Source organism: Citreicoccus inhibens (assembly GCF_019039035.1).
GTDB classification, from domain to species: Bacteria; Myxococcota; Myxococcia; order Myxococcales; family Myxococcaceae; genus Citreicoccus; species Citreicoccus inhibens.
On record NZ_JAHNZT010000020.1, the window covers coordinates 34,212 to 46,335 of the forward strand.

The 12,124-nt window shown below is 66.3% G+C and carries 11 protein-coding genes; 10 read left to right on the forward strand and 1 reads right to left on the reverse strand.

From position 1 onward, the window contains the following. Positions 1-114 precede the first annotated feature (114 nt). Entirely contained in the window at positions 115-306 is a 192-nt protein-coding gene (locus KRR26_RS22260) for a hypothetical protein (RefSeq protein ID WP_217080749.1), read from the reverse strand. A 217-nt stretch (positions 307-523) separates the two neighbouring features. Between KRR26_RS22260 and KRR26_RS22265 the strand changes: the two genes are divergently transcribed. The 10 genes from KRR26_RS22265 to KRR26_RS22310 all read left to right on the forward strand — a co-directional run bounded on the left by KRR26_RS22265 (position 524) and on the right by KRR26_RS22310 (position 12,096). Beyond that, positions 524-1,708: an FAD-dependent monooxygenase gene (locus KRR26_RS22265; protein WP_120210590.1), complete on the forward strand. Its 1,185-nt coding sequence runs from the start codon at positions 524-526 to the stop codon at positions 1,706-1,708. Positions 1,709-1,807: 99 nt separating this feature from the next. Continuing rightward, positions 1,808-2,374, forward strand: coding sequence for a TetR/AcrR family transcriptional regulator (locus KRR26_RS37480; RefSeq protein ID WP_328707190.1), 567 nt, complete (start codon positions 1,808-1,810; stop codon positions 2,372-2,374). A 163-nt stretch (positions 2,375-2,537) separates the two neighbouring features. Next, on the forward strand, positions 2,538-5,513 hold the full coding sequence (locus tag KRR26_RS22275; protein ID WP_217080750.1) for a phospholipase C/P1 nuclease family protein: 2,976 nt from the start codon (positions 2,538-2,540) through the stop codon (positions 5,511-5,513). Positions 5,514-5,636: 123 nt separating this feature from the next. Continuing rightward, positions 5,637-5,834 carry a hypothetical protein gene (locus tag KRR26_RS22280; RefSeq protein WP_217080751.1) on the forward strand — a complete coding sequence of 66 codons (198 nt, stop codon included), beginning with the start codon at positions 5,637-5,639 and terminating at the stop codon, positions 5,832-5,834. Between the two features lie 12 nt (positions 5,835-5,846). Further along, positions 5,847-6,188, forward strand: a complete 342-nt coding sequence (locus KRR26_RS22285; protein ID WP_217080752.1) for a hypothetical protein — start codon at positions 5,847-5,849, stop codon at positions 6,186-6,188. Positions 6,189-6,433: 245 nt separating this feature from the next. Next, a complete protein-coding gene (locus KRR26_RS22290; RefSeq protein ID WP_217080753.1) occupies positions 6,434-7,402 on the forward strand; it encodes a Fic family protein in 969 nt (322 codons plus the stop codon). A gap of 109 nt (positions 7,403-7,511) precedes the next feature. Continuing rightward, positions 7,512-8,504, forward strand: coding sequence for a dimethylarginine dimethylaminohydrolase family protein (locus KRR26_RS22295; protein ID WP_217080754.1), 993 nt, complete (start codon positions 7,512-7,514; stop codon positions 8,502-8,504). 301 nt (positions 8,505-8,805) lie between these two features. Then, positions 8,806-10,680: an invertase recombinase-like protein gene (locus KRR26_RS22300; RefSeq protein WP_236069003.1), complete on the forward strand. Its 1,875-nt coding sequence runs from the start codon at positions 8,806-8,808 to the stop codon at positions 10,678-10,680. A gap of 328 nt (positions 10,681-11,008) precedes the next feature. Further along, on the forward strand, positions 11,009-11,542 hold the full coding sequence (locus KRR26_RS22305; protein ID WP_217080755.1) for a hypothetical protein: 534 nt from the start codon (positions 11,009-11,011) through the stop codon (positions 11,540-11,542). Beyond that, a complete protein-coding gene (locus KRR26_RS22310; RefSeq protein WP_158611599.1) occupies positions 11,539-12,096 on the forward strand; it encodes a DUF4123 domain-containing protein in 558 nt (185 codons plus the stop codon). Before KRR26_RS22305 ends, KRR26_RS22310 begins: the two co-directional genes overlap by 4 nt. Positions 12,097-12,124 lie beyond the last annotated feature (28 nt).

Below are 12,124 nucleotides of genomic sequence, written 5' to 3' on the forward strand. Positions count from 1 at the left end.
TGCCGCCAGAGCCCTGGGGCCTGGAGAAGGTGTCTAGTTACAAGGCGCGCCGTAGAGCCCGGCGCCGCGAGCCTGACAGGCCGCGTTGCTGAGGCAGAGCAATCCATCTCCCGTTCAGCAGCCGAGCCGGCGCGCGGGCTCGACTCCGCTCTCGTCCGAGGTCGCGCTGCGAGGGGCACTCGAAACGAGCGCCGCTGCGTCATTCGACGAGACTTCACTCGCATTGCGCTGCGAGGAAGAAACGTCAGCCATTCCCACCGCGAAGGCGAAACTCACGGCGATTCCGCAAACGAGCTTGCGCAGCATCTGGGACTCCTTGGGTTGAGTGGCGTCGCGGATGTTACTCCTGGTGTGTCTGGTGTCCAGGGCATCGGGAGCGCCCGGTTGGATCTTGATGGGCGGAAGGGATGCCTTGCTCCGGAACGCGGCGAAGCGGTCTGAAATTGTAGTGACTTAATTTTTGAAGTCGCTACAAATTTACCCGCCGCCGGGCAGGTGGCTGCAGCACCGACAGGAGCGCGTCATGAGCCAGCCGACCGTATTGGTCTCCGGAGCAGGCATCGCTGGACCCACGTTGGCCTACTGGCTGGCACGGCGTGGGTTTCGTCCCACCGTCGTGGAGCGCGGCGCGGCACTGCGCTCCAGCGGAAGTCCCGTGGACGTCCGCGGGCCCGCGGTGGTGGTGGCCGAGCAGATGGGACTCATGGCGCGCCTGCGCGACGCGGCCACGCAGGTCTCGGCCCTGAGCTTCATCGAGGAGTCGGGGCGTGAAGTCGGCCGGGTCAACCTGCGCGCCCTCCAACGTGCGAGCGGCAGCCGCGAGGTGGAGCTGCCTCGGGGCGATCTCGCGTCCATCCTGTATCAGGCGAGCCAGGACTCGGCCGAGTTCCTGTTTGGCGACTCCATCACCGCGCTGAGCCAGGACGCGCATGGCGTGGATGTCACGTTCGGACGCGCCGCTCCGCGCCGATTCGATCTGGTGGTTGGCGCGGACGGTTTGCACTCGACCGTGCGTCGTCTGGCCTTCGGCCCTGAGTCGGACTTCGTGCGGCACATGGGGATCTTCATCGCGACCCTGCCGTTGGAACGACCGCTCGGTGATGCGCGAGAGGTCATCCTGTACAACACGCCAGGCAGGGCCATCTCGCTCCATCCGTCCCGAGCCAAGGCGTTGGCGGCGTTCATGTTCCGCGGCCCGCTGGAGGAGGGCTTCGACCACCGCGACACCGAGCGGCACAAGCGACTGCTGACGGACGCGTTCTCGGATGACGCGTGGCGAGTCCCCGAACTGCGGCGCTCCATCCACGCCACCTCCGAGCTCTACTTCGATTCCGTCAGTCAGGTGCGCTTGTCCCAGTGGGCGCAAGGTCGAGTCGCGCTGCTCGGAGACGCCGCCTCCTGCATCTCGTTGTTTGGCGACGGCTCCTCGCTGGCCATGGCGGGCGCATTCACGCTGGCCCACGCGCTGGCCGCCCACCCGGGTGACCCCCGCGCGGCCTTCCGCCAGTACGAAGCGGAGCACCGGACCTGGGTGGAGCCCAGGCAGCGCAACAGCGCGCTGGCGGCCTCGCTCCTCGTCCCGGCCACGCGGCATGGAATCCGGGCGCGGAACCTCGCCACGCGCTTGTGGCCCGTGGCCGCGGTCGCCGGATGGCTGCGCCACAACCTCTCCGAGGTTCGCGCTCGTGCGCAGGAGTGCCCAGGGTAGAGTCTGGCCCATGCGGAGAGACTCCTGAGCCCTTCCACGCCGAAGACGCCTCCCGGGGAAGGTCTACGTGAGCGGAAGAAGCGGGCCACGCGCGCGGCCATCCAACGCGCGGCCCTCCAGCTCTTCACGAAGCAAGGGTATGACCGGACGACGACCGAGGAGATCGCTCGCGCGGCGGACGTGTCGCTCGGTACGCTCTTCAACTACTTCCCGAGCAAAGAAGCCCTCGTCGGTGACGAGTACGATCCGCTCTTCATCCAACTCCTGGAGTCGAGGCCCCCCGACGAACCCATCTTCACGGCCATTCGTCAGGCCCTCGAGGCGATGCTCCGCTCCATCCTGGCGGAGGAGGACCGGGGCTTCCTCATGGCCCGAGCGAAGCTCACACTCGAGGTCCCCGCCTTGCGCGCCGCGTCCCTGTTGGAGCGCGAGAGCAGTGCCCGCCTCCTCCAGGAACTGCTCGCCAAGCGATCCAAGCGCAAGGCCCATGACTTCGAGCTCAAGGTGACCAGCGCCATCCTCGTCAGCGCCATCTCCGCCGCGCTGGAATCCTGGACCGAGTCTGGCGGCAAGACAGACCTCATGAAGCTCGTGGGCCGCGCGCTGGAGGTCGCGGAGCAGGGCGCTCGCTTCGAGTCGAGCCCGCCCTCCAAGGCCAGACGCTAGCAGGGCCGGGCTGCGCTCCGGAGTCGCAATTCCTTCGGCCCTTCGCGTTCCGTCACGACGCATGTGCGCCCGGCCTCGACGCGTTCTCACGTGTCACGAGACGCCGTGCGCTCGGCTCCCCTGGTGCGCGAAGGCGGTACGTCCGTTGCACTTGCGGCGATTGATGACGACCCTCGCCTCGCACCTCGCGCCCGAATCCCTGACGGAGTCAAACCCAGACGCACTCGATGCGTCCCTTCACTATGCCTGCCATCATCACCGGATGTGGTCGGAGGAGAGCGTTCTGGATGAGCGGAGCGCCACCCATTTGTGGCTCTTCCACCGTGCCCTGGAGCTGTTGGAGAACCTTGGCCCCTCGGGAGCCGACCCGCGAGTGGTGGCGGATGCCAGACGCATCGCCGGGTTCTTGAAATTCAGCGTGACCCCGGACCGCAATTCCAAGCGACCCTGGACCGATAACACCATCTTCCACGACGCCATGGTGAAGGGCCTCTATGACTGCGACTGGTCCAACCCGTGGATCAGCACCTGCACGTGGCAGAGCCACTTCTACAATCCCGTCACGAAGAAGAGCGTCGACACGTACCTCAATGGCAACAATCCAACCGGGAAGGTCGCCCCGAACTACGCCGTCCGTGCCATTCAACTGGGGCAATACGAGCGGCTCGCCGTCGAGAATCCAGACATCCGAGACCTGCTCCAGTTCTTCTATTACCTCGGCATCGCGCTCCACTACTTCGAGGACCTGACGCAGCCGATGCACGCCCACAACTTCCCCAACGTCATTGCTGGGGCGGAGGACGTGTTCCACAAGGACTTCGAGGCGGCGGCACAGACCTACGTCAACACGCTCCCCGAGGCGCTCAAGGTGCGCCCCGGGTCACTGACGCAGGACAACTGCTTCGCGTTCGGCGGGGACCCGTCGAAGCAGACGCCGGATGCAGGCGTCGCCGCGTGGATCATCGCCGCGGCCGCCAGGATTGGCCACCCCAACTACAATCTGGCGCTGACGGATGCCAACCAGCATGACTGGGCCTTGTCGCGCGTGCTCCCGTTCGAGTCGAAGGCGGATCCGCTCCCGCCGAACATCAAAGCGGGCTACACCCTCGACGCGTTCTACCGAGATCAGAAGCTCCCCATTCCACCTCCGGGCCATCCCAAGCCCGCGGGCTACGCGACCTGGCAGGCGGCCTGTGTGCCCGTCTTCGAGCGGGTCCTGGTCTCAGCCATCCAGGGGTGCGCGGGGTTCCTCCTGGCGCTGTTCCGTGACTGGTTCCCGATGCTGATGTGGAAGGATGTCGAGCGGACCCGTGCTCGCTCCTTTGACGACTTCCCTGGCAAGGCGGTGTACCCACAGGACGTCGTCGCCATCGGTTGTCAGACCGTGGCAAAGTATCAATCCGGCACCTTCTCCGCGGTCAACATCTACACGGGCAAGCCGGACCTGTTCGCGAGCATCGTCCCAGGCTCGGAGGGCTATTACACGGACGCGCTGGGGCGCTACGCCATCGCCATCGCGTCGAACCCCGACTACCCCCCCACGCAAGATGCGCTCCCGCCGGTCTACACCTTGGGGCGGCAGTTGCCGGGCAACATTCCGGACATGACGGTGATCGGGCGTGACGGTGTTCCGCTCGAGAACCAGCGCATGCCGCAGGGGTCCTCCATCAAGACCCAGGGGTTCCCGCCCCTCGACGCGCCGGTGACGCAGACCCACGCCATCATCCCGCTGGGGGAAACGCGCGGCATTGCCTCGAGCAGCTCGTTGAACACCAGCCTGGCGTTGTCGGAGCCGACGTCGAACCACCGCTGCGTTGCGCTGACGGCCCAGGGCAACGGATTCCAATTCCTGTCACCCGGGGTCTACTACGTCACCATCCAGGTCATGACGCCGTGGGTGGCTCAATCCGAGGACCCCTTTACGGCGCAGGTCGCGCTCAAGAACGTCACGACGGGCAAGGTCGAGATCCACGAGAGCGTGGCCACGGGGAAGGGCGATGTCGGAATCATCCAGGTGAGCGGCCTCGTCACGGTGTCAGACACCGGCGAGTCGTACAGGGTTCGCTTTGCCCAGGACTCGGGAAGCTCCTATGACCTCGCGGCCGACACGCGCTGTTTCGTGCACGTCGTCCAGATTCAAGGGGCGCCCGTCTCGGACCTCGCGTTGTCGCCGCTGAGCGCCCGCCACTACCAGTCCTTCATTCCGGCCCAACGGCTGTGGGCTTCGAGGCAGGGGAAGGATGGTGGCTTCCTCATCCTGTTGTCGGACTCCTCGGCGAATCGGGCCGTGCAGATCAGCGGCGCGCTGAGGCAGTTCAGGTTCCTGAGCCCCGGGCGGTACTTCATCCATGCCGCGCTCGGGACGTCGTATCACCGGTCGACGGGAAGCAATCAGGCCGCTGCGATGCTTCAGCTCGTCCGGGCGTATTGGGACGGGCACAAGGTGGCCAATACCCCGGTCCTCATGAAGCGAGTCGCGACCGCGAACAACAGCATCATTGGCTACGTGCACTTCTCGGGATTCGTCGACGTCACCACCGAAGACGTCTACTTCCTTCGCCTGGGCCTCTATCCGCTCGGGAGCGGGGAGTCGTTCGGCGTGGGCGGGGACACGCCGGACCGGCTGGACATCTTCAAGCTCGACGACCCGGATCCGTTGCAGGTGGCGCGCTACGACCTGACGACGATGAATGGCACGACGTTTCTGCCGTACACCAACAACATCACCAGCGATCACGCGAAACAGTTGAGCTTGCCGCTGGGGAAGAATCGCTGCTTCACGGTGGTGGAGACGGAGCGGGGGGCCTCCCTTCAGTTCAATCTCCCAGGGAAGTACTGGGTGGTGGTCTCGCTCGGGATCCCCGTGACGAGCGGCCCGTTGTTCATGGCCCAGTTGGAGCTGCACCAGGAGAACGCTCCGGGCTCGCCTGATACGCCCCTGCTGGCGACCCACATCTGCCCGACGGGGAACCTGAGCGCGCGGCTGCCAGGGTACATCCAACTGGAGGGCATGGTGGTCGTCACCGACGTGCTCAAGACCTACTCCCTGCTGTTCTCCCAGACGAGTGGGGAGACCCTCTCGGTGGGTGGAACCTCGCTGGACTTCATCCAGGCCTTCGCCATCGATGGCGAAGTCTGACAGGACTGTGATGCATTGATGCGTGAGGGCCCTCGCCAGCATTCGTGCTGGCGGGGCCCTGTCGTGGCCAGGGGCTGACTGATTCCAACGGCCCGCCCAGGCCGTCAACCCTATGCGGCCATCGTGCGCCAACGCATCCTTCAGCCCTTGCGCCTGCGCAGTACCTGGTTGGGGCCCTCGGGTGTGCCGGCCGCGCGCTTGGCCACGGCCTCCATTGGCAAGGACACCCTGGCCGGGGACACCTGGATGTTTGTCTATTTCACCAACGGCAGCGCGCACAATGTCTGGTCGCGTACGTTGGTGGACAGCACCATGGCGTAGATCGCGCCGCAGTTGTTTCCGCGCGAGACGCTGTCCGAACGCTTGATTGCCCATGCCCTCGGCGAAGATGGCAGCGACGATGCTGTGTTGACGGCCTGGCTGCGTGACAGCAGCGGCATCGCCGTGGCGGACCTGGAGCGGGAGATCAACGGCGCCGGCTATGCCATCCGTGAAAACCTCGGCAATCGCCCGGCGCTGCGTGTGTTCACGCTCAATACCCAGCTCCATCCCCAATCGGCCAATGCCTGGGCCAGCCTGGCTGAGTGCCACGCGGCGCCAGGCGATGCGGCCACTGCCGCCGAGATGTATGCGAAGTCGCGGCAACTGGCCGAGGCCGAGAAGGCGAAGCCGTAACGCCCCGCCCGCGCCGAGCGTGCCCGGCAGAACCCGGCGGGGTACGTGCACGTAGGGGGCGGGGCGCACGTGCTCGTACCCGATGCGCTCCGTGGCGGTGAGTTCAACGCCCTTGAGCGAGAGGGCTGGTGAAGCCAGTACTCACAGTCTGACGTGGGCGGTCCGCCCGCACTATCGGCTGGCAACCCAGTCAGCGGTGGGGCATGGTCGAGGCTCTCTTCTTTGTCTGACCTATAGGGAGCACGATGCTGAGCAAAGTCGGTAAGGGCGCGTCGAGCAATTCTTTGACCGGTTCCCAAGGCTCTCAGAAATCAGGAACCGCGACCGGTTCAAACGCGGCTCCCACCGCGGCAAGCCCAAAGCAGACCTCGGGGGCGAATCCATCCAAGGACGTGCCCAGTCATTACGACAGCCACGGTGCCGCCTCGAACTCGGACCCGATGCTGAGCCAGGGGGCGGCTCAGGCGCATGCCAAGACCGTCGTGGCAACCGCTGCCCAATCGAAACAGGTCTATGGGGCGTCGCGTCCACTGCCGCCACCGCAGGCGAACAGCAAGGAGTCCCTCCTCGCGTTCCACGACAAGTTGAAGAAGACCTACAGCGATACTGCGGGGGAGCAGCGATTCTTTGGCCCGGGGGAGTCGAGCCAGGGCGGGGTCTCGAATACCGAGCGTCGTCTGGAGGACCATCTGAAGACGCTGAATGCAATGCCCTCGACCCACCTCGATCAGGTGGCCGACCGCGCGGTCTTCATTGCGTCAAAGATTGTCGAGGAGCATCTGTTCCGAGATGGGAACGGCCGAACGGCGCTGTTCTCCATCTACTCGGAGCTGGCCAGCCATGGTTACCGGCTCCGTTTGGATCCGGACCTTCTGCATGCCTTTACGCTCGGTGAGGAGAACAAGCAGTCCTTGCCGCCGAACCTGAAGCAGTTGATCACGGCATTCGCCATCAAGAAGCCAGAGGGCACGCTCGCTCATGACATGCCGAAACGTGAGAACCAGCTGATCGAACTGGAGGCGACGCGGGTCCAGTTGACCCAGGCGATCAAGCACTTCCAGGCGGCAGGCAAGGACCGCAACAATCAGGAGGAGGTCGACAGCGCGTGGAAGGGCAAGCGCACCCATGTGCTGATGGTGGAGGATTTCCGGAATGGGCGCATCCAGAAGCACATGGATGCCGTGGCGAAGCGAGACGAGGCTTCCAACTCGTGATGAGGTCCCGTTGAGGGCCGCCCGCGGAGGGGCGCGGCGGCCGTCGGTGGTGACATGCAGTGCGTGTGAGCATCAAGCGCCCGCTGTGTCGTGAGGAAGGGAATCTCGAATGACGAAACGAGTCTTCGTGGCCAGCGAGTTCGCTCCCCTGCGCACCGTGGTGGTCGCGCGCAGCCAGATTCGCATCTCGGATGCGGGCGTCATGTCGGAGGCGCAGCTCGAAGCGCGATTGGCCATCCTGCCGGAGTCCGAGCGCGTGATCGCGCGTCGCCTGGTGGGGCGAGACCATGCCGAGGCGATGCCCGAGCGGCAGAAGGCCTGGGAGGCAGAGCGCCTCGCGTTGCAGTCCGTCCTGGAGAAGCACGGCGTGCGCGTGCTGCTGCCGTCGCTGCTGACGGAGTCGCAGAAGGAGGCAGGCGGCAAGTTCGGCTACAGCAACTCGTATGTGCGCGACCCGTGGTTCACCGTGGGCGATGTGGTCATCGAGGGCAGCCTGCGGAGCCTGCACCGCCGGCGCGAAGTGCTCCCGTGTCGCGAACTGTTCGCGCAGGAGGTCCTTCCGTCGGACTGCACCTATGTCGCCGTGCCGCAGCCCGATGCCGCGCCCATCGACGCGAAGGGGCCTCAAGTGGGTCCGTTCCTGGAGGGCGGTGACACGTTGGTGTGGGGCAAGCACGTGTTCGTGGGGCAATCCGGGCTCGCCTCGTCGGAGTCCGGGGTGGCGTTCCTGCGCAAGCTGTTGTCGCCGCGGGGCTACGTGGTTGAGCCGGTGCGGCTGAAGAAGAACTTCCTCCACCTCGATTGCGCGCTGGGGCTGGTGCGCCAGGGGCTCCTGGTCGCGTGCCGCGAGGCGCTCGTCGATGGCCTCCCCGAAGTCCTCCGTGACTGGGACTGCATCGAGGTCTCCGAGGATGAGGCCACGCGGCTTGGAACCAACGGCCTACCCATCTCGCCGGACGTCTATGTCACCGACCCCGCGTTCCAGCGCATCGGCGATGCCATCGCCCGGCGCGGCGTGAAGGTCGAGTACGTGGACTTCACCATCTCACGCGCATTCGGTGGGGCGTTCCGTTGCTCCACCCAGCCGCTGTGGCGCGAGTGAGGCGCTCGGCGCTGGCTCACTGACACGCGTCACTCCCGAAGGGTCCGGCCGCTCGCCCCGGTGCCGCGCGCCGAGAGCATTGACGGAGGCTGGGGGCCCCTTCTCGCCAATTCCTTTCATGGGCGAGAGGAGAATGTTTGTCACAAGCTCACGACAGCGGGTCGCCCCTGGGTCTCTGCCACACCCATGGTGGTTCCAGTTTCTTGCGATCCGTGAAGGCCGCCCGAGAGGCTCGGGGTCGGAGGTGGTCCTGGAGAAATTGTGATACGAAGGGATTTTTACCGAGACCCGGAGGCTCGCTTTGAAGTTGTTTCGAGTATGTCTGACGTCGTTGTTGGTGGTGTTGGCCGCCTGTGGTGATGACTCATCGCCCGGAGTCACCCCAGACGCCGGCAGCCCCCGGCCAGACGCGAGCATCGAGATTCGCGACTCCGGTACGGAGATCCAGGACGCAGGCTCCGAGACGCCCGACTCCGGCTCGGAAGTGAAGGACGCAGGCTCCGAGACGCCCGACTCCGGCTCGGAAGTGAAGGACGCGGGCTCCGAGACGCCTGACTCCGGCACGGTGACGCCGGACGCGGGCTCCGAGACGCCCGACTCGGGCATCAGCACGCCGGACTCCGGCACCGAGACCCCCGACTCGGGCGTCAGCACGCCCGACTCCGGCACCGAGTCTCCCGACTCCGGTACGGTGACGCCGGACGCGGGCGTCGAGACGCCTGACTCCGGCACGGAGGTTCCGGACGCGGGCGTCGAGACGCCTGACTCCGGCACGGGGACGCCGGACGCGGGCTCCGAGACGCCGGATGCCGGCACGGGGACGCCGGACGCGGGTGGGCCTCAGGTGGTGAACGCCATCGACAATGGTGGCTTTGAAATCTGGCCCGGTGCGTTGCCTGCACAGTGGTTCGGCAGCACGTCGAACATCCTCAGCAGCGATGTGCAGAAGGTGACGACGGGCGCCTACGAGGGCGTGAACGCTGCTCGGCTGGTCAACACGTCGGGCACGCACCGGCGCTTCAGCACCCTGGCGAAGTCGATGCAGAAGGGGCGCTATACCTGCTCGTACCAGGTGCGGGGCTCGGGCGAGATTCGCAACGCCTTCTTCAGCACCGACTACTCCAGCTACTCGGGCTACACCACCGCCAGGCCCCAAGAGTGGACCCAGGTGTCGTACTCCTTCAACCTGGCCGCGGACGTCTTCGATACCTTCGAGCTCATCTTCAGCATCCGCAACACCACGGGCGAGCATCTGCTCTTGGATGATGTGCGCTGCACGCGCGCCGCCGAGCCGTGTGATCAGGTCACCTGTGGCTCCTGGGAGCGGTGCGTGAACACCACCGCCACCTGCGAGCCGCTCTCGGGCCGCTGCAACGACGCCTCGAGCTGCACCGAGTGGCAGACCTGCGACGCGAACCACACCTGCGTGGTCGCCGCCAACCGCTGCGTCCGCCACGCGGATTGCGCGGGGACCCCGGAGACGCCGGTCTGCGACACCGCCACGCACGCGTGCATCGAGGGTGACCCGTGCGCGGGCGTCACCTGCAGCAACGCCGCGACGACCTGCAACCCGAAGTCGGGCGTGTGCGAGCTGGCCCCGGGCGCTTGCTTCACGACCTATGACTGCGTCGGGGCGCTGCCCGCTTGCGATCCGTCGACGCGTCGCTGCGTCTCGGCGGACCACCCCGCGAACATCATCCGGAACGGGAGCTTCGAGTCCTGGCACACGTACTCCGTGCCCTACTACGGGGACTTCTACCTGCCGGACTACTGGTACGGCCTCGACAATGGCATCACGGACCCGGGCACGGAGATCAAGCCCTCGCGGCTGATGCCCTACACGAACTCGGTGAATGGCGGCGCCAAGGCGCTCCAGTTCGTGGTGCCCATCCAGGTGGCCGAGCGGTTCACGAGCGAGAAGTTCAACGTGCCCAGCGGCAACTACTCCTGCTCGTACCGGGTGCGCGGCCACGGCACCATTCGTCACCGCAGCTACTCCACGGGTGGCTGGAGCCCGCAGACGGACTTCATCACCGTGGACAGCGACGCGTGGACGCCGGTGTTCTTCCGCTTCACCGGAAACGTGCGGGACTGGCGCCTGATTCTCTACCCGAGCCGCAGCGTCGCCGATCGCGATCACCTCCAGATCGACGACGTGGTCTGCACGAAGGACTGAGCCTCGTAGGCTCCGGCGGCACCGGGTGACTTGCCCGGTGCCGCTGTGCTGCAAAGGGAGCGCGGTTGCGCGCGCTCGCTTCGGGGGAAACGAGATGCCCGGGTACGCCGATGCCATCCCCTTGCATCGGTGTGCCCACGCGGACCTTCATGCAAGGGCAAGCGGCCGATGGCTGCCCTTCGGGTGGGTCAATACCCCTGGGCTGGGCAATGCGTGACACCCTTGGCTGACAAGGACTGCCCCGCGTGTCGTCCAGGGCTGGGCTTGACGCGACAGGGCCCGACGGTCAGCATCCCGGGGTCACTTCCGGCCACAGCCAGGAGCCCCCATGACAATCCGTACCTCACGCGGAAGGGAATCATGGTCGCTTCGGTTCGGTCGTAACGCGCACATCCGCATCTACCGAGGCATGGATGTGCCGCCGGACGAGGCGGTCGTTCGGGTAGCACCGACGCTCATGCGCTGGACGCTGGAGGAGGGCGTGCGCAGCGCCCCCTCGACGCTTCGCTCGCTCTACGAAGCGTTGGGCGGCGTCTGGCCTTCGGGCCTGACCCGCCTGGAGCGCACGTCCCACGAAGTCCGGCTCGTGAAGCGTCTGGCGGACGCCTTCGAGTCCGGGGCGCTGGTCGCGCTGATGGAAGAACAGCCCGTGGGCAGCTGGCGTTGGCCAGAGGCGCTCCCGGAGGTTCAGCCGGCGGCGCAGCCCAGACCCATCCGCGCGCCGCCCCCGAGGCCCGAGCCCCAGGTGGACGCCGCGGCCCAGGCCAAGGCCCTGCGCGATGCCGCCCAGTCAGGCGTGCCCTTCTGCGAGGAGTGCGAGAAGCTGCGCCAGAGCCAGCAGCCCCAGCGGGCCGCCGCGTGAGCGAGGCCCGCGTGCAGGTCGAGGCCATCATCGAAGCCTTGTGGCAGCCGCTCGACCCCCGCGCGCCCTCGGAGGTCTACGCCATCCTGGATGCGGCTCGGGATCCAGGCATCCTGCCGTTCGTGGTGGGGAAGGGCGTCCGCCATGAATGTCTTTACGAGGGCCCCGTGCCACGGGAGCTTCTGGACGTCGCTCCCTATCTGGTTCCGCTTCAGCGCGAGTCGCCGTTCACGCGCGAATTGCTGGAGCGCGCCTGGGGACAGTCCTGGGGCCTGTTCTTGATGACCTCGGAGGATGTTCCCACGGTGCGCCGGCACTTGCGCCGCTTCCTCAAGGTGAAGGACGAGCAGGGGCGGCGCCTGTACTTCCGCTACTACGATCCGCGCGTCATGCGGGTGTACCTCCCCACCTGCAACGAGGACGAACGCGAGTTCATCTTCGGCCCGCTCCAGGCCTGGAGCATGGAGGGGCCTGGAGGGACCGCATTGCTGCGCTACAGCCTCGGGGAGCATGCCGAGATGCGTGAGCAGACCGAGCAGCTCGCTGGACGCTAAGCCCAGCCATCCGCGACAGCGGGCCCGC

Coding starts and splice junctions, on each gene's coding strand:
- KRR26_RS22290 (WP_217080753.1), top strand. CDS start 6,434: ATGCTGAGCAAAGTCGGTAAGGGCGCGTCGAGCAATTCTTTGACCGGT.
- KRR26_RS22260 (WP_217080749.1), bottom strand. CDS start 306: ATGCTGCGCAAGCTCGTTTGCGGAATCGCCGTGAGTTTCGCCTTCGCG.
- KRR26_RS22305 (WP_217080755.1), top strand. CDS start 11,009: ATGACAATCCGTACCTCACGCGGAAGGGAATCATGGTCGCTTCGGTTC.
- KRR26_RS22295 (WP_217080754.1), top strand. CDS start 7,512: ATGACGAAACGAGTCTTCGTGGCCAGCGAGTTCGCTCCCCTGCGCACC.
- KRR26_RS22265 (WP_120210590.1), top strand. CDS start 524: ATGAGCCAGCCGACCGTATTGGTCTCCGGAGCAGGCATCGCTGGACCC.
- KRR26_RS22275 (WP_217080750.1), top strand. CDS start 2,538: ATGACGACCCTCGCCTCGCACCTCGCGCCCGAATCCCTGACGGAGTCA.